This is a genomic window from Nocardia glycosmidis, assembly GCF_052545115.1.
In genome coordinates this window covers 474,462-495,965 of record NZ_JBQWRH010000001.1, presented here as the reverse complement: position 1 = coordinate 495,965, position 21,504 = coordinate 474,462, and the positions used below count along the sequence as shown (strand labels likewise).

Annotated in this window: 16 protein-coding genes; 4 read left to right on the top strand and 12 right to left on the bottom strand. The window is 67.6% G+C overall.

What is annotated here, in order from left to right:
- Positions 1-450: 450 nt before the first annotated feature.
- A complete protein-coding gene (locus tag ACT86A_RS02200) occupies positions 451-840 on the top strand; it encodes a hypothetical protein (RefSeq protein WP_445090250.1) in 390 nt (129 codons plus the stop codon).
- 69 nt (positions 841-909) lie between these two features.
- Here ACT86A_RS02200 and ilvC read toward each other — a convergent pair whose 3' ends face one another.
- From ilvC to ACT86A_RS02185, 3 genes are all read right to left on the bottom strand, one after another.
- On the bottom strand, positions 910-1,923 hold the full coding sequence (ilvC, locus tag ACT86A_RS02195) for a ketol-acid reductoisomerase (RefSeq protein ID WP_508104356.1): 1,014 nt from the start codon (positions 1,921-1,923) through the stop codon (positions 910-912).
- 220 nt (positions 1,924-2,143) lie between these two features.
- Entirely contained in the window at positions 2,144-2,647 is a 504-nt protein-coding gene (ilvN, locus tag ACT86A_RS02190) for an acetolactate synthase small subunit (protein ID WP_445090249.1), read from the bottom strand.
- Between the two features lie 7 nt (positions 2,648-2,654).
- A complete protein-coding gene (locus ACT86A_RS02185; RefSeq protein ID WP_445090248.1) occupies positions 2,655-4,592 on the bottom strand; it encodes an acetolactate synthase large subunit in 1,938 nt (645 codons plus the stop codon).
- Between the two features lie 379 nt (positions 4,593-4,971).
- Between ACT86A_RS02185 and ACT86A_RS02180 the strand changes: the two genes are divergently transcribed.
- Together ACT86A_RS02180 and ilvD are read left to right on the top strand one after the other, a co-directional pair.
- A complete protein-coding gene (locus ACT86A_RS02180) occupies positions 4,972-5,574 on the top strand; it encodes a PH domain-containing protein (RefSeq protein WP_445090247.1) in 603 nt (200 codons plus the stop codon).
- 198 nt (positions 5,575-5,772) lie between these two features.
- Entirely contained in the window at positions 5,773-7,614 is a 1,842-nt protein-coding gene (gene ilvD, locus ACT86A_RS02175) for a dihydroxy-acid dehydratase (RefSeq protein ID WP_445090246.1), read from the top strand.
- Positions 7,615-7,863: 249 nt separating this feature from the next.
- On the opposite strand, the gene ACT86A_RS02170 is transcribed toward ilvD, so the two are convergent.
- On the bottom strand, positions 7,864-8,730 hold the full coding sequence (locus ACT86A_RS02170; protein ID WP_445090245.1) for a DoxX family protein: 867 nt from the start codon (positions 8,728-8,730) through the stop codon (positions 7,864-7,866).
- Positions 8,731-8,850: 120 nt separating this feature from the next.
- Here ACT86A_RS02170 and ACT86A_RS02165 point away from each other — a divergent pair, with 120 nt between their 5' ends.
- Positions 8,851-9,957, top strand: coding sequence for a PQQ-dependent sugar dehydrogenase (locus tag ACT86A_RS02165; protein ID WP_445090244.1), 1,107 nt, complete (start codon positions 8,851-8,853; stop codon positions 9,955-9,957).
- Positions 9,958-10,050: 93 nt separating this feature from the next.
- Here ACT86A_RS02165 and gatB read toward each other — a convergent pair whose 3' ends face one another.
- The 8 genes from gatB to ACT86A_RS02125 form a co-directional block, all read right to left on the bottom strand.
- Positions 10,051-11,556, bottom strand: a complete 1,506-nt coding sequence (gatB, locus tag ACT86A_RS02160; protein WP_445090243.1) for an Asp-tRNA(Asn)/Glu-tRNA(Gln) amidotransferase subunit GatB — start codon at positions 11,554-11,556, stop codon at positions 10,051-10,053.
- Between the two features lie 57 nt (positions 11,557-11,613).
- Positions 11,614-12,990 carry an alpha/beta hydrolase family protein gene (locus ACT86A_RS02155; RefSeq protein ID WP_445090242.1) on the bottom strand — a complete coding sequence of 459 codons (1,377 nt, stop codon included), beginning with the start codon at positions 12,988-12,990 and terminating at the stop codon, positions 11,614-11,616.
- Between the two features lie 36 nt (positions 12,991-13,026).
- Positions 13,027-13,470 carry a hypothetical protein gene (locus tag ACT86A_RS02150; RefSeq protein WP_445090241.1) on the bottom strand — a complete coding sequence of 148 codons (444 nt, stop codon included), beginning with the start codon at positions 13,468-13,470 and terminating at the stop codon, positions 13,027-13,029.
- Between the two features lie 137 nt (positions 13,471-13,607).
- On the bottom strand, positions 13,608-13,880 hold the full coding sequence (locus ACT86A_RS02145; RefSeq protein ID WP_445090240.1) for a type II toxin-antitoxin system Phd/YefM family antitoxin: 273 nt from the start codon (positions 13,878-13,880) through the stop codon (positions 13,608-13,610).
- 67 nt (positions 13,881-13,947) lie between these two features.
- Entirely contained in the window at positions 13,948-14,982 is a 1,035-nt protein-coding gene (locus ACT86A_RS02140) for an ATP-dependent 6-phosphofructokinase (protein WP_445090239.1), read from the bottom strand.
- A gap of 82 nt (positions 14,983-15,064) precedes the next feature.
- Positions 15,065-15,955, bottom strand: coding sequence for a hypothetical protein (locus ACT86A_RS02135; protein ID WP_445090238.1), 891 nt, complete (start codon positions 15,953-15,955; stop codon positions 15,065-15,067).
- A gap of 941 nt (positions 15,956-16,896) precedes the next feature.
- Complete coding sequence (locus ACT86A_RS02130) at positions 16,897-19,317, bottom strand: serine/threonine-protein kinase (protein WP_445090237.1); 2,421 nt, start codon at positions 19,315-19,317, stop codon at positions 16,897-16,899.
- Between the two features lie 180 nt (positions 19,318-19,497).
- Complete coding sequence (locus ACT86A_RS02125) at positions 19,498-21,327, bottom strand: serine/threonine-protein kinase (protein ID WP_445090236.1); 1,830 nt, start codon at positions 21,325-21,327, stop codon at positions 19,498-19,500.
- Positions 21,328-21,504: the final 177 nt, after the last annotated feature.

The window sequence follows — 21,504 nt, the reverse complement described above, 5'->3', positions numbered from 1 at the left end:
ACTCCCGACACTGCTCGAGCCGCGCCGGGTCCCGCGCGCGTTGCGCATGGAAGGATCCAGCGGAGTCCGGCGGTTCGCGGGTGCGACCGGCGGCCGAGACGGCGACAGGCGCGATCCCACTCGATGAGATATCCGACGCCCAGAATCCGACCTACCGGCGCCCAGACGGAAATCGGTCAACCGGATCGCCTGATCACGGAGGCGGGGCGACCGCGTTAGGGGATCCCCCTAACGCCGCGGTTTTATTTTGCCCGCTGAAAAGACCACACCCGTGACCTTTCGCGGCAAGTGCGCAAGAGTATAGACGTGCAGTCGCTGCCTCGTCGGTAAACGCGACCGCGAAACAGTGGCCGTAGATCCAAGATCTGTCTGCGGGGGTGAGGCCGTGGGCAGACCCCGCAACGGGGGATGGTGGGCGGAAACGCGCACCGCAGAGTGAAAGGATTTACGTTGTTCTCCACATCCAGCGCACGCCGCACGTCGGCCCGCGTGGCCGTCGCCGGTGTGATCGCCGCAATCCCGTTGACCGCGCTGGCGATGCCCGCGTCCGCTACCCCGAGCACACCCGGGGTCACTCCGGCTCGGTACAACCAATATGACAACAACCAGTGCGCCTTCGGCCCGTTCCAGGACTGGAGTTGCCACAACAACATCGTGCTCGTCGCCCGCCCCCACTACGGCGCACCACCCTATGGCCGCGGTCCTGGCTGGGGCCAGGGCGGAGGCTGGGGCCAGGGCTGGGGCGGCGGCTGGAACCAAGGCTGGGGCGGAGGCTGGGGCCAGGGCGGAGGTTGGGGCCAGGGCTTCGGCCCGGGCACGGGCTCGTTCGGCAGCAGCTAGAAAAGTCCCCGAAACGCCGGTGGCCCGCTCCGCGACCGGAGCAGGCCACCAGGCGAATCAGCCCAGGTATCAGGCGGTTTCGGTGATCGGACGGTCGACCCAGCTCATCAGGCCGCGCAGCTTGGCGCCGGTGACCTCGATCGGGTGCTCGGCGTTCCTCTTACGCAGACCCTCGAGCTCCTTGTTGCCGCCCTCGACGTTGGCGACCAGGCGCTTGACGAAGCTGCCGTCCTGGATGTCCTTCAGGATCTCCTGCATCCGCTTCTTGGTGTCGGCGTCGATGACCCGCGGGCCGGACAGGTAGCCGCCGAACTCGGCGGTGTCGGACACCGAGTAGTTCATCCGCGCGATGCCGCCCTCGTACATCAGGTCGACGATCAGCTTCAGCTCGTGCAGCACCTCGAAGTAGGCCATCTCCGGCGAGTAACCGGCCTCGACCATGACCTCGAAACCGATCTTGACCAGTTCCTCGGTGCCGCCGCAGAGCACGGCCTGCTCACCGAACAGGTCGGTCTCGGTCTCTTCCTTGAAGGTGGTCTTGATGACGCCCGCGCGGGTGCCGCCGATGCCCTTGGCGTAGGACAGCGCCAGCGCCTGGCCCTCGCCCTTCGGGTCCTGATCGATGGCGATCAGCGCCGGAACACCCTTGCCGTCCACGAACTGGCGGCGAACGAGGTGGCCGGGGCCCTTCGGCGCGACCATGCCGACGGTGACGTTGGCCGGCGCCTTGATCAGGCCGAAGTGGATGTTGAGGCCGTGGCCGAAGAACAGCGCGTTGCCGTCGGCGAGGTTCGGCTCGATGTCGTTTGTGAAGATCGACGCCTGCGCGGTATCGGGCGCCAGCAGCATGATGACGTCGGCCCAGGCCGAGACCTCGGCCGGGGTGCCGACGGTCAGGCCCGCCTCCTCGGCCTTCGGACGCGACTTGGAGCCCTCCGCCAGACCGACGCGGACCTCGACGCCGGAGTCGCGCAGGCTCAGCGAGTGCGCGTGCCCCTGGCTGCCGTAGCCGATGACGGCGACCTTGCGGCCTTGGATGATCGACAGGTCGGCGTCGTCGTCGTAGAACATCTCGACTGCCACAGTGGTTCCTTCCGGGGGGATCATCCCCGCACGGGGCGGGGAACACCGGCTCACGCCGGTGTTGCTGACTTATGTTGTTCTGGATCGGGTCGCCCCCGCGGGTGCGGGGAGGGATCATTCCCCGCACGGGGCGGGGACGCGGCACGCCAACCGTCGATCGCAGAAAGACTAGCGTGTCGCGGTCGGCCGGTATTCGGCCCCTTCCGCCGCCGCGCGAGCGTTAGCGGGTGGCGGTGATGGACTTCGGTCCACGTCCCACCGCGACGACACCGGATTGCACGATCTCGCGGATACCGTACGGTTCCAGCATCCGCAGCAGTGCGTCGAGTTTGGACCGGGTTCCGGTCGCCTCGACGGTGAGCGCGTCCGGGGACACGTCGATGACCTTGGCGCGGAACAGCCCGACGGCCTCGATCACCTGGGTCCGCACGCTGGCGTCGGCGCGGACCTTGACCAGGACCAGTTCGCGGGCCACGGAGCTGTCGGCGTCCTGCTCCACGATCTTGATGACGTTCACCAGCTTGTTGAGCTGCTTGGTGACCTGCTCGAGCGGCAATTCCTCGACGGTGACGACGATGGTCATGCGCGAGATCTCGGGCAGCTCGGTGGCACCGACCGCCAACGATTCGATATTGAAGCCGCGGCGGGAGAACAGCCCCGCGACCCGCGCCAGCACGCCCGGTTTGTCCTCGACGAGAACGCTGAGGGTGTGGGTGGTACTCATCCGTGGTTCACCTTGTCTGCTCATGCGACGTCTGCTCGTGCAACATCGCCGCGTGGATGACCGCGGGCTCGGCGGCCTGCTCGTCCTCGTCGAACAGCGGCCGGATACCGCGCGCGGCCATGATCTCGTCGTTGCTGGTGCCCGCGGCGACCATCGGCCACACCTGGGCGTCCTTGCCGACGATGAAGTCGATCACCACGGGACGGTCGTTGATCGACTGTGCCTCGCGGATGGCGGCCTCCACGTCCGCTTCGCGCTCGACCCGGATGCCGTGGCAGCCGAGGGCTTCGGCGAGCTTCACGAAGTCAGGGATGCGCAGCGAATGCGTGCGCAGATCGGTGTTGGAGTAACGCTCCTGATAGAACAGCGTCTGCCACTGGCGCACCATGCCCAGGTTGCCGTTGTTGATCAGCGCGACCTTGATCGGCACGCCCTCGATGGCGCAGGTGGCCAGCTCCTGATTGGTCATCTGGAAGCAGCCGTCACCGTCGACCGCCCACACCTCTTTATCCGGGGCGCCCATCTTGGCGCCCATGGCGGCCGGAACGGCGTAGCCCATGGTGCCGAGGCCGCCGGAGTTCAGCCAGGTGCGCGGCTTTTCGTACTTGATGAACTGGGCGGCCCACATCTGGTGCTGCCCGACGCCGGCGCAGTAGATCGCGTCCGGTCCGGCCAGGCGGCCGAGCGCTTCGATCACGAACTCCGGCGACAGCGCCCCGTCCGCGGGCGGGGTCCAACCCAGTGGGTAGGCCTTGCGGACGCCCTCGAGGTAGTCCCACCATTCGTCGATGGCCAGCGGCAGCGCATTGCCTGCGGCTGGGTCCGCCTTCAGCGTCTCGATGAGCTCGACGATCACCTCGAAGCAGTCACCGACGATCGGCACGTCGGCGTGCCGGTTCTTGCCGATCTCGGCCGGGTCGATGTCGGCGTGGATGACCTTGGCGCCGGGCGCGAAGGAATCCAGCTGACCGGTTACGCGGTCGTCGAAGCGGGCGCCGAGGGTGATCAGCAGGTCGGACTTCTGCAGCGCGGCGACCGCCCCCACGGTGCCGTGCATACCGGGCATGCCCATGTTCAGCGGGTGGCTGTCGGGGAACGCGCCGCGCGCCATCAGCGTGGTGACCACCGGTATGCCGGTCAGTTCGGCCAGTTGCAGCAGCGCGGCCGAGGCTTCGGCTTTGATGACGCCGCCGCCGACGTACAGCACCGGCGCTTTGGCTTCCAGGATCATCCTGGCGGCCTCGCGCACCTGCTTGCCGTGCGGCTTGGTGACCGGACGGTAGCCGGGCAGGCGCATCTCCGGCGGCCAGCTGAAGGTGGTCTGGTTTTGGAGCACGTCCTTGGGGATGTCGACGAGCACGGCGCCGGGGCGGCCGGACGCGGCGAGAAAGAACGCCTCCGCGAGGATGCGCGGGATGTCGGCGCCGTCGGTGATCAGGAAGTTGTGCTTGGTGATCGGCATGGTGATGCCGGAGATGTCGGCCTCCTGGAACGCGTCCGTGCCGATCAGGCCGCGGCCGACCTGACCGGTGATGGCGACGATCGGCACCGAGTCCATCTGCGCGTCGGCGATCGGGGTGACCAGGTTGGTGGCGCCGGGGCCGGAAGTGGCCATGCACACACCGACTTTGCCGGTCGCCTGCGCGTACCCGGTCGCCGCGTGACCGGCGCCCTGCTCGTGGCGGACCAGGACGTGGCGCACCTTGGTCGAGTCGAACAGAGGATCGTAAAGGGGAAGAATCGCACCACCCGGAATGCCGAATACGGTGTCGACGCCGAGTTCCTCGAGCGAACGCACGACCGACTCCGCGCCGGTGGTCCGCTCGGGCGGAACCTGGCGGCGGTTGGCCGCGGACGTCGCGTGGGCAGCGGGCGTTGCCTGCTGATTCGCCGAAGGCGCTGGCCTGCGGGCCGAGGGCCCGGGCCGTGCGGTAGGTGCGCTCACCGTCTTCGTTCCTTACTGGTTGTCGTTCCGACCCCGGATTGTGTGCTTCGAGGCGTCGAGCCGGACGAGCGTCCGGCCCCTCGCCCCACATGCGGTGTCTTGCGCTGTGCCATGCTGGACATTAGTCCGAACATAAAAAAGCCCCCGACAGCACAGGGCTGATCGAGGGTGGCGCGTCGCAACGCGAGCTGACGTATTCGACTCAGTTTGTCAGGCTCAACGCTGGACGCGCCGGCCGAGTACGAGCAACTCGTTTCGATTCACGCGCACGACGTTAAGCGGATGTGAACCGAAGAGTCAAACAGATGATCTTGTGCGTCCCATTATGTGGGACAGTGTGGTTGCTTGTGAACGTTCACCAGGATGCGAGGATGGTGGTGTGTCATCACCGCATGAGTCCGTGCCACCTTCTGAATCGTCCCATACGTCCGCCGCGTCGACCGACACGGGTACCGCCCGGAACGCCCATGTGATCCGCATCCCACGTCTCGCTTTCCTCGGCGTATTCATCCTGCTGATGTGCGTGTTCTTCCCGTTCGTCGGGTGGCCGGCCGGATTGTGGTGGCTGCTGCTGATCCCGGTCGTGGTGCTGGCGTGGGTGCTGCGGACGCAGACCGCGGTGTCGGACGCGGGCCTTGACCTGCGGACGCTGTTCGGCTCTCGTCATGTGGACTGGGCGCAGGTGAAAGGGGTGCGGATCCCGAAGCGCGGATACGTGCGCGCCGACCTGACCGACGGCACCGAGGTGAAGCTGCCCGCGGTGAGCTATGACCGGCTGCGTGATCTGGCGGCCGCCTCCGGCGGGCGGATCCCCGACCCGTTCGCCCGGCCGGACACACCGGACGAGTCTCCCGCCGATTCCGTGGACACGGCCGAATCCGAGACGAACTCGACCGCCAACGGCAACCCGCCGACCGACGGGACGGTCGAGGGCGGCGAAGACACAACCGACGAGGACACAACCGGCGAAGACAAGCGCTAGCGGACAACCATCCCGGCGACACCGGGCACGGGCGAGCATCGAATACGGCCGACACCCACGCTGACCGACACCGATCGACGTCTCGGACGGCCGCACCACCGGCGATTGGGCACAACCCACCCCGGGAGTAACGTGGTGGTCCGCTGAGCAGGCTCAACGCCGTCGCACGTCAGCCCCCGCGACCCGAGGACCATCGAAATGCCACCGCTTCGTTCACGAACCACGACCATCGGCCGTAATGCCGCAGGCGCCCGCGCACTCTGGCGGGCCACCGGCATGTCCGACACCGACTTCGGCAAGCCGATCGTCGCTATCGCGAACTCCTATACCCAGTTCGTGCCCGGGCACGTGCATCTGAAGAACGTCGGCGAGATCGTGGCCGACGCGGTGCGCGCCGCCGGTGGCGTACCGCGCGAATTCCACACCATCGCCGTCGATGACGGCATCGCCATGGGACACGGCGGCATGCTCTACTCGCTGCCCTCGCGCGAGATCATCGCCGACTCGGTCGAATACATGGTGAACGCGCACACCGCCGACGCGCTGGTCTGCATCTCCAATTGCGACAAGATCACCCCCGGCATGCTGAATGCCGCCATGCGGCTGAACATTCCGGCCGTGTTCGTTTCCGGCGGACCGATGGAGGCGGGCAAGGCCGTCGTCGTCGGCGGCGTCGCGCAGGCACCCACCGACCTGATCACCGCCATCGCCGCGAGCGCGAATCAGGCCGTGTCGGAAGACGGTTTGGCCGAGGTCGAGCGGTCCGCGTGCCCGACCTGCGGCTCATGCTCGGGCATGTTCACCGCCAACTCGATGAACTGCCTCACCGAGGCGCTGGGTCTCGCGTTGCCCGGCAACGGCTCCACCCTCGCGACACACGCCGCGCGCCGGGCCCTGTTCGAGAAGGCGGGCACGGTGGTGGTGGATATCGCCAACCGGTGGTACCGCGAGGACGACGCGTCCGTGCTGCCGCGCAACGTCGCGGGCGCCAAGGCCTTCCGCAACGCGATGGCATTGGATGTCGCGATGGGCGGCTCGACCAACACGGTGCTGCACACGCTGGCGGCGGCGCAGGAGGGCGAGATCGACTTCGATCTGCACACCATCGAGGAAATCAGCCGCCGGGTGCCCACGCTGTCGAAGGTGTCGCCCAACTCCGACTACCACATGGAGGACGTGCACCGCGCCGGCGGCATCCCCGCCATCCTGGGCGAGCTGCGCCGTGCCGGACTGCTGGAGACCGACGTCACCACGGTGCACAGCGCGACGATCGACGAATGGCTCGACACCTGGGACATCCGCTCCGGCAAGGCATCCCGCGAGGCCGTCGAACTGTTCCACGCGGCGCCGGGTGGTGTGCGCACCACCGAGCCGTTTTCCACCGACAACCGCTGGTCATCGCTGGACACCGACGCCGCGGGTGGCTGCATCCGGGATCTGGAGCACGCCTACACCGTCGAGGGCGGTCTGGTGGTGCTGCGCGGCAACATCGCGCTCGACGGCGCCGTGCTGAAGACCGCGGGCATCGACGAGGAGCTGTTCTCCTTCCAGGGCCCCGCGGTGGTGGTCGAGTCACAGGAGGAGGCCGTGTCGGTCATCCTGGGCAAGAAGATCAAGCCGGGCGACGTCATCGTGGTCCGCTACGAGGGCCCCGCCGGCGGCCCCGGCATGCAGGAGATGCTGCATCCCACCGCCTTCCTGAAGGGTTCGGGGCTCGGCAAGCAGTGCGCCCTGATCACCGACGGCCGATTCTCCGGTGGCACTTCCGGCCTGTCGATCGGGCACATCTCCCCCGAAGCCGCCAGCGGCGGCGCCATCGGCCTGATCGAGAACGGCGACCAGATCCGCATCGATGTGGCCACGCGCACGCTCGAGGTCCTCGTCGACGACGCCGTCCTCGCCGAGCGCCGCGCGAAAATGGAGGCCTCCGAGCGTCCCTGGCGGCCGGTCGACCGTGATCGTCCGGTCACGACGGCGCTGCGTGCTTACGCCGCGCTGGCGACGTCGGCCGACAAGGGCGCCGTCCGCCAGGTACCGTAGCGTTCCCGCCTCTCCGGGTCTTCAGGCCGTACTGGTCGGGTGGCGCGGATTTGCGTTCAGGTCCTGCGTCGAGTGCCGGTCATATTCTGGGCGTTCCCGACGGGTTACCCATGATCTTGCGAGATCAGTAGTTGCGTGGCCCGGCGGCGGTGGCAGCGCTCAGGTCATGCCCGAACACCATCCGTCGTGCAGACGGACGAGGCCCCTCCATCGAGTCGGCGGATGAAGGGGCCTTTCGGGCTTTCGGGATCAGTCGAAGGGGCCGATGCCCGTGAACGGATTGCCGCCGTGCAGATACCAGTAAGCGCCGGCCGCGGCGGCGATAGCGAGCAGAAGGACGGTGAAGGAGCCCAGGTGGGGGCGGGTGGCCCAGCCTCGCTTGATGTCGAAGGAGTAGCGGCCCGGGCCGGTCAGGATGATGACGACGGCCGTGCCCGCGAGAATGCTCTCCAGTTCGACGGCGCCGGGGCCTGCCTTGTACTGGAACCCCGGGGCCATCCCCTGTTTCCAGGCCCAGGCATCGAGGATGACCGCGAGCACCGCGCCCGCCGCCAGCGGGGTGGCCAGACCGAGGATCAGCAGCGCGCCGCCGCCGACTTCACCGGCGGTGACCAGCATGGTGGACAGCGTCGGATGGTCCCAGCCGCCCTGCTCCATCATCTCGCGGGTGCCGTCCAGGCCGGGGCCGTGGAACCAGCCGGTCAGCTTCTGTAACCCGTGATAGAGGAACGTGCCGCCCACCACCAATCGCAGCAGGAACAAGCCGAGATCGAGAGTGCCGCGGCGGTTTTCGGCGGTGCGGCGGCGCAGTCTGCGCGTGTCGCTCGGCGGAGCCGCCGCGGGCGGGATGCTCGCGTAATCGTAGGTGGGCACGGCCTTGGTCTCCGCTGTGGTCGGGACTTCCGGGTCGAGACCGAGTTCGTCGTCGGTGCGGGGAACGTCTTTGCCCAATTGCGGACGCCCGGACGCATCCACCCGGGCGAATTGTTCGGTGGGCGAATCGAACGGGCTGGTCACGCCACGACCGATGGACGACGTCGCCGACTGCTCGGCCCTGGACGGCGCGGGATCCTCGGCTTGCGGAGGTGTGGGCGTGTCTGTCGACTTGTCGGTCACGGCCACTACCCTAAGCCGCGCCGCACTACCGTGGGCGAGTAAGAGGCACGGCGTGTCAGTGTGTGCGCAACACCCACCCGGAGCGGGCGCGCGCGGCGGTATTTCCGTAACGTCTGAGCTATGAGTTTGGTTGTCGTTGGCCGCCTCGCGGCGAGCTTGGCGCTCGGTGCCGCGCTGCTGGCCGGTTGCGCCCGGTTCGACGATTCGGCGTCCAGTCCGTTCACCCCGGAGCCGACCCTGCACGGAGCCAACATCGACCCGAAGAAGCCGAGCCAGCCGCCCACCTCGACCACCCGGCCGAGCGGGCCGTGCATCGACCCCGACCCCGCGGTGGTGGCCACCTGCCTGGATACCACCGGCGGGCTGGTCACGCTCGGTGACGGCGCGCTGGTCGCCGAGCGCCGGACCGGACGCATCCTCAAGGTGGCTCCGGAGCAGCCGCCGGTCGAGATCGCGCGGCTGGACGTGGACGGCTCCACCGATGGCGGCCTGAGTGATATCGCACTGTCCCCGACCTACCGCGAAGACGGCCTGATGTACGCCTACATCACCACGTCCAGCGACAACCGGGTGGTCCGGATCGCCGAGGGCGGCACGCAGAAGGACATCCTCACCGGAATCCCGAAGGGCCCCAGCGGAAACCACGGCGCGATCGACTTCGCCGCGCCGGATCAGATGCTCGTGTTGACCGGCGACGCGGGCAACCCCGCGGCGGCGGCCTCCGCCGGCTCACTCGCCGGCAAATTGCTGCGGGTGAACTCGCTGGTGCCGGGCCGCACCTCGCCGCCGGAAATCGCCGTTTCGGGCATCGGGACCGCGGGGGACGTGTGCCGCGACAGCAAGGACAGCATCTGGATCACCGACCGCACCGCCACCGAGGACCGGTTGCAGCGCGTCGGCGGTGACGGCGTGGTCACGACCGCCTGGACCTGGCCCGACCGTCCCGGCGTCGCCGGTTGCGCCGCGGCCGTCGACGGTGTCGCGATCTCGCTGACCCGCGCGAAGGCGCTGGCCATCACGGCGGCCGACCCGAACACCCATGCGGTCACTGCGGCGCCAACGCTGGTAGCGCAGGATAAATACGGTCAGCTCAGCGGCGCGGCGGCCGGCGCCGACGGCACCATCTGGGTGACCACGGTGAACAAGACCGACGGACAGCCCGGCCCATTCGACGACCGCGTAGTGCGCATCCCACCGCCGCAGGCCGGCGGCGGCGGACCGGACTGACCACGACAGCCGGGGGCCGATTCCGTGTCATCGGCCCCCGCCTAGCCGCGCCGGGTTCGCTGCGAATCAAACGCTGCGAATCAAACACAGCGATCATGCACAGGCGGCGAGCACCAGTTCGCGCACCCGCGCCGCGTCGGCTTGGCCGCGCGTGGCCTTCATGACGTCGCCGACGATCTTGCCCGCGGCCTGGACCTTGCCGGAGCGGATCTTTTCGGCGATGTCAGGGTTGGCGGCCAGCGCCTTCGCCACCTCCGCCTGCAGGGCGCTGTCGTCACTGACCATGCCGAGGCCCTTGGCCTCGACGATCTGCGCCGGGTCGCCCTCACCGTCCAGCACGTAGTCGACGACCTGCTTGGCGACCTTGTTGTTGATGGTCTTCGCGTCGACCAGCTTGATCACTTCGGCGACTTGCCCGGGAGTGATCGGCAGTTCGTCCAGCGAGACCTCGCGTTCCTTGGCCTTTTCGGTGAGGTAGGCGACCCACCAGGAACGCGCTTCGTTGGCCGGGGCACCCGCGTCGACGGTGGCGATGATCAGGTCGAGGGCGCCCGCGTTGACCAGGTCGCGCATCACTTCGTGGGACAGGCCCCATTCGGACTGGATCCGCGCACGGCGCAACCAGGGGTACTCGGGGATGGTGCCGCGCAACTGCTCGACCCACTCGGCGGCGGGCGCGACCGGCTCCAGATCGGGCTCGGGGAAGTAGCGGTAGTCCTCAGCGGTCTCCTTGCGGCGGCCCGGTGAGGTGGTGCCATCGGTTTCGTGGAAGTGGCGGGTCTCCTGCACGATCGTGCCGCCGCCTGCCAGCACCGCGGCCTGCCTGCGCATCTCGAAACGTACGGCGACCTCGACGCTGCGCAGCGAGTTGACGTTCTTGGTCTCCGTGCGCGTGCCGAATTCGCTTGCCCCGATGGGCATCAGCGAGACGTTCGCGTCGCAGCGCAGCGAACCCTGCTCCATCTTCACGTCCGAGACGTCGAGCGATTTCAGCAGATCACGCAGCGCCGTCACGTACGCCCGCGCGACCTCCGGCGCGCGCTCCCCCGCGCCGGTGATCGGCTTGGTGACGATCTCGATCAGCGGAACGCCCGCCCGGTTGTAGTCCAGCAGCGAATGACTCGCGCCGTGGATACGGCCGGTCGCGCCGCCGACGTGCACCGACTTTCCGGTGTCCTCCTCCATGTGCGCGCGCTCGATCTCGACCCGGAAGGTGCTGCCGTCATCGAGCAGCACCTCCAGGTGACCATTCGTGGCGATCGGCTCGTCGTACTGGCTGATCTGGTAGTTCTTCGGCTGGTCGGGGTAGAAGTAGTTCTTGCGCGCGAACCGGCCCCACGGCGTGATCGCGCAGTTCAGCGCCAGCCCGATCCGGATCGCCGACTCGACGGCTTGCTGATTGACCACCGGAAGCGAGCCGGGCAGACCGAGACACACCGGGCACACCTGGGTGTTCGGCTGTGCGCCGAACTCGGTCGGGCAACCGCAGAACATCTTCGTCGCGGTGGACAGCTCGACGTGGACCTCCATGCCGAGCACCGGCTCGAACCGAGCGAGGACATCGGAGTAATCCATCAGGTCGACCGTGGGTGCGCTCATGGCCATAAGTCTAAGTAAGCGTTCCGGTCGCAGCGCAGCGGCTCTCGCGGCGCGGTGCTACTTCGCCGGAACCCGCTGCCGCAGCCAGCCCGTGGCGTAATCGAGCACCTCGGGTGCGATGGTCGTGTGAATGGAGCCGTACTCGCTGGGGCGGCCCGTCTCGGTGGGCTGCATCAGATGGTTGAGCCCCGGGAAGACGTGGACGGTCGCGTCCGGGTCAGCGGCGAGGTGATCGCGCATCGGCTGCTCGTTCTGGGCGGCGGGCACCTGGAGGTCCTTGTCACCGAAGAACGCCAGCACCGGGATGCGCAGGGCCGCGAGGGCCGGGGCGGGGTCGTAGCCGACCAGGGCGGCCAGATAGGGCGAGATCTGGGCGGCCGCCTGCTCATCCGGCACCCGCCGATCGGCGGGCAGCGCCTGGTTCTGGCGGCGCGCCAGGTCCTTGGCACCCGCCAGGTCGCCCGCTTTCAGCAGCGCCGCCAGCTCGCTGACCTCCCGCACCTGGGTGTTCACCTGGTCCGGCGGCGCGCCGTCGGCGGTCGCGATCAGGCGGGTCTGTTCGACGAGTACGTCCGAACCCGGGACACCTGGTCCGGCCATCAGGATGGCGAACGCGACGCCGCTGTCCGGGTGCGCGGCCACCAACGGCGCGAGGTATCCGCCCTCGCTGTGGCCGAAGAGCCCGACGCGGGCCGGATCGATCTCGGGGTGGGCGCGCAGGAACCGGACGCCCGCCGCGGCGTCTCCGGCCAGGTCGGTGTAGTTCGCGTCGTCCAGCTTGCCGGTGGTCCTGCCGACGCCGCGATCGTCGGTGCGCAGCACGGCATAGCCCGCGCGGGTGAAGGTGTCGGCCAGCAGCAGGAAGGGCTTGTGCCGCAGGAGTTCTTCGTTGCGGTCCTGCGGGCCGCTTCCGCTGATCAGCAGAATGGCGGGGAACGGGCCCGCACCCTGCGGTTCGGTCAGCGTGCCCGCGATGGTGATGTCGCCGTTGCGATAGGTGACCTCCTCGGACCTATACGGGAATGGCGGCTGCGGCTCCTGCGGACGCGCCAGCGGCTCGATTCTGCCTCGGCTCAGCGCCAGCCCGAAGCTGTGGCCCCCCTGTGTGAAATCGCCGGTGATCTGGTCGGATCCGGCCTCGTACCGGCCGCGGAACGCCGGGTCACCCGGGATGTCCGGAATCGCGAACGACACCCCGTTGCGATCGGAGCTGACGTCCTTCAACTGCACGCCGGTGACGCCCTGCGTCGGGATGTCGACGGTGGCCGTCCCGTCATCGTGGAAACTCACCCCGACCTGCAGCGGCTGACCGGGCACCGCGACGGCGCCATGCCAGTCGCCGGTGGTCGGCTCGGGCGGATTCGACTCCGAGCACGCGACCACCAGCGCGGCGATCACGAATAGGGTCAACGCGATCAGTCGCCCACTGCGCATGCGATTCACAGTACCGACGATCCGAACCACCCAGCACTATTCGCCGCGCGCGTACCGCACCGCCCCGGCGACCGCAGCCATGTCGATATCCAGGGCCGGGTCACGTTCCTGCGCCTCACGAAACTCCAGCAGTGCGTCATCGACGGTCGACTGCCTGGCGAGGCGCACGAGCTCGCGGCGAAGGTACTCGACCAGCGGGAGTCCCGCCGAGCGAGCACGGCGGCCCAAGACGCCGAGCACCTCGATGGGCAGGTCATAGCGCTCGACGAGTGCCACGGCGTCCCCATCGATCTCCGGTTCCACGTCGCGTCCCTCGGATTCCAGGAAAGCCACGACCGTGTCATCGGCGGTGCGCCGTCCGACCAGCGCGATCAGTTCTCGACGGATGTGGTCCGACAGCGGGAGCCGGGCCGCGCGGGCCCGGCGGCGCAGCACGTCGAGCGTGGCGAAAGGCAGATCGTTCACAAGGAGCTCAGCCATACCCGCCAGACTAACCGGACGCTCGTCAGGACACGCTGAAGCAGTTGTGATCGCTTGTGTGCCAAGGTGACCGGCGCTGGCAATGGCGGTGAGTTTCGGCACGACCGGGATCCGACCGTGCATCACATCGGAACCTATCAGCACGCATCGGACGAGAATGCCTCGATCCGGTCTTCGCCGAAGACTGCGTCCACCTGTGCACGTTCCGCAGCACTGGAGTCTGAGCGGGCGAACAGAGCGAGCCGTCGCTTCAGCTCGGCGGTGGTGATCCCTCGCGTGGGCGTCAACGGTCGCAGCTCACCCACCGGATGACCGTTACGTGTGATGATGAAGTCTTCGCCCGCTTCAAGCGCATCCAGGACACCGGAACTTTCGTCGCACAGTTCAGCTTGGCTGATGATCCTGGTCACGATTCAATGATCGCATCGCATGCCAGCCGAGGCTATGCACGTCTTGGGCGCTCGGACAGCATCGACGCTATCCGAAGAACGCCTCTGCCTCGCGATAGCGGTCCGCGGGCACGCGCTTGAGCTGCTTGGTGGCTTCCGAGAGCGGGACGAGGTCGATGGTGGTGCCGTGCAGTGCCACCATATGACCGAACCGCCCCGCGTGTACTGCCTCGGCGGCGTGCAGGCCGAAACGGGTGGCCAGTACCCGGTCGTAGGGGGTGGGGCTGCCGCCGCGCTGGACGTGGCCGAGGACCGTGGTGCGGACTTCCTTGCCGATACGTCCTTCGATCTCCACACCGAGCTGCTGGGCGACGCCGGTGAAACGCTCGTGACCGAACTCGTCGATACCGCCCTCGCGCAACGTGAAGCCGGAATCCGGCGCCGGATGCGAGCCCTCGGCGACAACACAGATGAAATGCTTGTCGCCGCGCTGGAACCGGCGCTTGATCATGGTGCACACCTCGTCCACCTGGAACGGGACCTCCGGCACCAGAGTCAGGTGCGCACCGGCCGCCATGCCCGCATGGATCGCGATCCAGCCCGCGTGGCGGCCCATCACCTCGACGAGCATGACGCGCTGATGCGACTCGGCGGTGGTGTGCAGTCGGTCGATCGCCTCGCTGGCGATACTCAACGCGGTGTCGTGACCGAAAGTGACGTCGGTGCAATCGATGTCGTTGTCGATGGTCTTGGGGACGCCGACCACCGGGACACCCTCGTCGGACAGCCAGCTCGCGGCGGTGAGCGTGCCCTCGCCGCCGATCGGGATGAGCGCGTCGATGCCGTTGTCGTCCAGGGTCTGTTTGATCCGGCCGAGACCGGCGCGCAAAACGTCCGGGTTGGTGCGCGCGGTGCCGAGAATGGTGCCGCCCTTGGTGAGAATGCGGTCGGTGCGGTCGTCGTTCTGGATCTGGATCTTCCGGTCTTCCAACAGGCCGCGCCAGCCGTCCTCGAAGCCGACGATCGCGTCGCCGTAGCGGCCGTTCGCGGTCCGAACGATGGCCCGGATGACCGCGTTCAGCCCTGGGCAGTCTCCGCCTCCGGTCAAGACTCCGATGCGCATGGCCGCTATCTTGCCCCCCAATTCCGATCCCGGCAGCCCCGACCCTGTGAACGATGAGTAACAGTGACCCGGCCGGATACCCTCACGCCGCCCGGCAGCGACCACCGGGCAACTCGTCCAGATGCTGGGAGACCACCGTAGCCAAACGGTCGAGGACGTTCATGCCGTCACTGAACGTCCCCGAGGCGGGCCGCACCGCCATTGCGATGGCGATCTGGCCCGAAGGAACGGTGATCAGGCCGAACTGGCGCACGAGGTAGGCACCCGAAGGGTCCGGGCCCCACCCGCCCTTGAATTCGGCTCCGCTGAATTCACCGAGACCCCAGCGCTGACTCGAAACGACCTGTTCCATCAGTGTGGTCACCCGTCCGGACTGGGCCAGGCAGGGCAGCCGCGAGGCGAACTGCACCTGATCGACCAGCGACCACTCGGCTTGGCCGAAGGACGAGAGCTCGGCACGGGCACGAGTGGCGGGCACGACGGTCTTGGTGTCACCGCCTTCGCGCAGCACCGCCTGCACGGCCTGCGCCGCATCCTGCGCGCTGCCGAGCGATTGCCACAGTGCGTCGGCCGCGGCGTTGTCGGAGGCGGTGATCGCCGCCGCCGCGGCATAGTTCGAGTTGCCCGGATTGCGTCGCAGCGCGGCGATGGTCAGCGGCACTTTCATCGTCGACCAGGCCGGACCGCTGGTCCAGTCGCCGAAGGTGACCGGTTGATTGCCGCCGACCGGCATGATCGCCATCCCGAGCTGTCCGCGCGCACCTGCCGCCAGCTCGGCGTAACCCGCGGCCAACGTGCCGGGGACGATGATGGAGAGGCCTTTTTGTTCCGTTCGCGCAGCCGCCTCGGCGCTGGTCGGCTCACTCGCCGCCGCGTCTTGCGCACGGTCGGTCCCGCACGCGGCGACAGTACAGACAACAAGTGCCGCGCAGGCCAAGGCTTTTCGAGCTTTGCGGAACTGATCAATAAACATTCTTCGGCACATTCTCATTGCGAATTCCCCCCGGGTTTCGGTGTCTGTACTGCGTCTGGACACCGTACTGGGCAGGCGCACCGAATGCCCACTTCGAAGACCGGGCGGATGTCCTGAGCAATGACATACCGGCAGTTGCGATCCCGCCGCGAGGCATCGCCGAACCCGCTCTGGGCCCGCTGGACCGGACGACCGGCACTCGCCTGCGCGAACACGATCGGTTGATCCTTGTCTCCCAGCCACATGACGATGGCATGGTCAACAAGCATGGACACCTCCACCTACCCGTCCGGCATCGGCGGACGGCCGGGATCTGCACCGGCGGCCGGATACTGCCGACCGCCGACCTCACCCGAGAACTGCTTCTCGTTGTCCCAGAGAACGTACTAGATGAAGTGATCACACCCCACCCCTCCGAATGCACCGGAGGGAAGCCGGAAAACTACAGCGACCATTTAGCAAATATTCTCTACCCTGGTCAATATCAATAGCTTTGAAGCATTAACACAGTGTTCACTGGACGCCTCGGGCCTATCTGCTCGCTGATACCTTTCAGCCAGCATGTGCCACAGGTTCGCTACGGATGCGCGCCAACTCACTACTGATGCCAACATCGGCTCTTGGCACAACTTCGAACTCGAGAGACGGGAACCGACCGATGCCTTACCGAGCCGACGATCACCAAATTCGAGGTCGCCATCGAGAAGATCCAGACCGTCCACGCTGCCCGGCCACCGCGATGAATATCGTCAGCGATCTGTCCGTGAACAGCCGGCCACGTCATCGAAGTCGGCAAGTTCGTTCCGGCGCAAGACCCTCGACATCCGAACGGCGACGACTTCGTGGTTCCAGCGCGTGCGGGGACCTTCCACGACAGGCGGTCACCGAGGTGGCGCAGGCGTCGCCGACCGGTGTGGGCGTCGCACGCCGACCGCGCGGGGTCAGTAGATGTACACCACCGCGTTCTCTCCCCCACTGCATGTGACGAGTTGATTGTCGGACCGGCAATTCATTGTGTACGTCCGGCCCGTGACCGGACTCGTCGCGGCCACCGTGCGCGACCCGTCACGGGTGCTGTTCTGGACTGTGCCGAGTTCGGCATAGGCTCGGCGCACTTCTTCGGCGAACGCGCAACTGGTTACAGCGCTACCCGTCGCTGACTGGGTGAACGTCCCGGCGACCGCTTGCCCTTGGCCGCACGGCTTGGCGCCCGCGGGCAGCGTGACCGGCGTCGACTTGGCTGAGGTGGACGAGGTGGACGCGGTGGACGGAGCCGACGGGTTGCTCGTAGGGCCGGTCATGGGGTCGGCCTCCGAAGTCGGCGCATCGGCGTGCTGTCCGGCGGCGGTCGTCTCGACACCACTGGAGCCGAGCGCCTGCCAGGCGATCGCGCCGCCGACGGTCACCACGACGATGGCGAGCACGGCGATCATGATGGGCAGCGCGATGGAGCGTGTGGGGCGCGACGACGAGTAAGCGTCGTCATAATCACCGGCACCATAGTCGCCAGCACCATAGTCGCCGCCGTTGCGATGCTGATTCTCCCCCCGCGGCAGGTAATCGGCGTTCGCCGAATAGTCCGCATGCGGCGAGTAGTCGGTATGCACCGGATACTCACCCTGCGCCACGTAATCGCCCTGCCCGTGACCATCGCTCGCCCGCTGGTCATCGGTATGCCGCGGATAGCCGGCATCCGACAGGTAGTCGCTACGCGGCGGATAGCCGGCATCCGTCGAAAAATCGCCGGGCGGCGGATAGTCGGCACGCGACGGGTAGTCGGCATCCGACAGGTAGTCGGCACGCGGCGGATAGTCGGCATGCGGCGGATAGTCGGCATGCGGCGGATAGTCCCCCTGTGGGGAATAGTCGGTGGGGGTCACGCTACCGCTCAGGCGTACTCCGTCCAGGGACAGATATCGGGTCGGCGAAGCCGCGTCCGCCTTGGGGGGATCGTCGGCTACGTCTTGCGGGTGGGGTGCGCCGGTCAGGAGTCCGAGATCCGGATATTGCCTGGTCTCGGAATGGCTCTCGACGCCAGGATGCGGCGGGGCCTCGGCGAACGCGGAAAAGGCCGGTGTCTGCGGATACACCTGCGGGGATGGTTCGGAGTACGCCTGCACCGTGGTGGTTTCGGCGTACGCGGACTCGGGGTGCGCCTGCATGCCTGGCGACGGGGACTCCCAGGCCGGGTGCTCCGCAAATGCTTGCGCGGCCCCGGCCGACTCCAGATACGCCTCCGTCTCCGGGTACAGGTGTGCGTCCGGGAACGGACGCATCGGCGGCAGCGCGCCCTCGGGCGGGTGCGGCGCGCGGGACGGCACCGGCTGCGGCCGTTCGTCCGCTGACGGAAGCGGCGTGAACTGGATCTCCGTTGGCCGCACGACCGTCGGCGCGCTGGGATGGATCACCGCGGGGACCGACAGCTCACCAGTCGATTCCGGCGAGAGCGCCGCGCCGATCCCGGTCGGCTCGCCGGATTGCTGCGCTCGGGCGGGTGCACGCACCACGAGCATCGGCCCGGTGGGCGGCGCTTGGGCGAGAGCGGCCCGGGCGGCGACAGCCAGCGCGGTCGCGGTCGGGAAGCGGTCGTCCGGGTCCTTGGCCATGCCGCGGTCGATCACCTCGTCCAGTGCCGGCGGAATGCCGCGCGCCTGCGCGCTCGGCCGCGGCGGCGGATCGGAAAGATGCGACTTGATCAGTACATTCATGCTGGCCGCCGGGAACGGGGTTGCTCCGGTCAGACATTCGTGCAGCACACATGCCAGCGAGTACACGTCGGCGCGCCCGGTCACCGGCCCGACGTCGAAACGCTCCGGGGCCATGTAGATATACGAGCCGATCGCCATGCCGACCAGGGTCACCGCGCTGTCACCCTCGGTGTGCGCGATCCCGAAATCCGCGAGATAGGCGAAATCCGCGTCCGTGACCAGGATGTTCGCCGGCTTCACATCGCGATGCACCAAGTTGGCCGCGTGCGCGGCGTCCAGCGCGGAGGCGATCTGTTCGATGATGCCCACCGCGCGAGCCGGACTCAACGGTCCTCGGCCGCGCAGGAGGGTACGCAGATCCACGCCCTGGACCAGGCCCATGTCGATGAACAGCACGCCATCGATCACGCCCCAGTCATGGATGGGGATGACATGCGGGTGGGCCAGCCGGGCGGCCGCCTGCGACTCGCGCCGGAAACGCACCTGATACATCGGGTCTTTGGCGAGTTCTTCCGACAGCAACTTGACCGCGACCAACCGGTCCTTCAGCGTGTCGTACGCCGCATAGACCTCCCCCATTCCGCCTTTGCCCAGCAACGTCCGGAGTTCGTACGGCCCGAACCGCGTTCCGGTTCTCGGCCCAGATTCCTGCACCCCGCCATCCTCCGCATCCCGGGCAGGGATCGCACACCGAGATCACGCGGTCCGCGACCGGAGCCTGCCCGTCAAAGAGTGAATTCTCCGAGTGTCACCACCCCGTGGTCAAACGACCACGATAGCGCGGCGCGATCCCGGACGTCGAGTTCGCCGAGCTATGTCCGACCTGGCTGTGGACTACAGCGGCAGGTCGGCGAACCAGTTCTTGAATTCGGCGGCGGGCATACCTGATCCGGACGAATACGGACGACCGTCGGTGAGCGACACCGTGGCGAACAGGAGATAGCTCGATCGGGCCGGATCGTTCTGGAAATCGACGACCAGGAACCCCGCCGGGAATCCGCTCGAGGAGCTCTGCCACCGGTGGGTCGAATAGGACTTACCGTGGTTGCGCTCGGTCGCGGCGGTGTTGGACGGCAAGTCGCGCAGCGCTGCCTGGGCGTCCCGCGGCGATTGGAAAGCGATGACGATGTAGTCGGGCTCATTGATCGGCGAACCCCAGCAGTCCCAGACCGTCGACCAGTTCGGGAAGTCGGGCACGCCGGGAGCGCTTGACACCTTAACGCTCGGGCGGGCGGTTTTGAAGAAGCAGTACTTGTCGCGATATCCCGGCCCGGAGCCGATGCCGTACTTCGTATCGACACCGCGCGGCAGCAGGTTCGGGAAGGCCGTGGCGGCGTCGGTCGCTGCCGCGGGTGCCTTGGTGCCGAGGTCGAGCGGAGACGCGGAATTCGAGAGCCCGACCTTCGCCGCGACGATACCGATGCCGATGACCACCGCTATGACGACCAGCAGGATCGTCACGATCAGACCGCTATGGGAGCGCCGTTCGGGCCGATACCGTGGCGGCTGATGTGGTGAGTAGCCGACCGGAGGCGGAGGACTCGGTGCAATAGCCGGTGCCGCAGGGTAACTGGGTGGTGCCGCCGGATAGCTCGGTTGCGGCGGCGCCGCGGCATGACTCGAAGCCACTGCCGGGGGTTCCGACATCGGAAGCTGTTGTCCGGCAATCAGGTTCGGCGCGTACCGCGGCCCAGAGTAGCCCTGTGCGGATACCGCGGGTACGTAGGTGGGTGGACCTGCCTCCGGCCCGAGATATATCGGGTTCGACGGCTGCGCGATAAGGGTGGGAGCGGGCCGCGACTGGTATTGCGGCGCCACGATCGTCGGAGCGGGCGCGGTCAGTGCTTGCCGTGCGGCCGTGGCGAACTCGATGCAGGACACGTACCGGTCATCGGGCCGCTTCGCCATCGCCTTCGCGATCACCGCGTCGAGTCCGGCCGGAAGTCCGGCGCGCCTGGCCGCGACCGAGGGCGGCGGCAGCTGTAGATGACCGCGGATGATCTCGGCCGGCGCGGGGGCGTCGAACGCAGCGACGCCGGTCAGCAACCAGTAGAGCGCGCATGCCAGCGAGTACTGATCGGAGCGGTGATCGAGGTGCGCGCCGGTCATCTGCTCCGGCGAGGCGTAGGCGAGGGTGGCGGTGAACATGCCCGTCTGCGTCAAGTGGGTGGAATCCTCCCGCAGCCGGGCGATTCCGAAGTCGGTGAGAAAGACGCGTTCCCCGTGCCCGCCGACCGAACGGGCCAGCATGATGTTCGCCGGCTTCACATCCCGGTGCAGCACGCCCATCCCGTGTGCGTAATCCAATGCGGCGGCGACGCCTTCGATGATCTGCACGGCCCGTTCCGGCGGCAGGTCCCGCGGATTCACCGTCGCCGCGTCCACGCCGTCGACGTACTGCATGGAGATCCACAGTTGCTCGTCCTCGGTGCCGCGGTCGTACACCGCGACGATGTTCGGGTGGTCCAGCTGCGCGGCCAGATCCGCCTCCCGCTCGAACCGTGCCCTGACCTCGGCGTCGGCGAACAGCTCACGGTTGAGCAACTTGAGCGCTGTCTGCCGTGGCAGTCTCGGGTGCCGGGCCAGGTATACCGATCCCATGCCACCTTGGCCGAGCAGCTTCTCGATGGTGAAACCGGCGAACACCGCACCGCTGTCGAGCAACACGCCCCCTTCAGGTGTCCACAGCCGGACGTGGAAGTCCGCCTCGCTCCATACAGATCCTGGAGCCTACCGGGTGTCGCCCTGGCCACGGAGTTTCGAATTCTGGCGGGAAAATCGGCAAACTATCTTCCGAGATATCGTTTTCGCCGACGCCGTCGCGTGTCGGGGTGACGATGT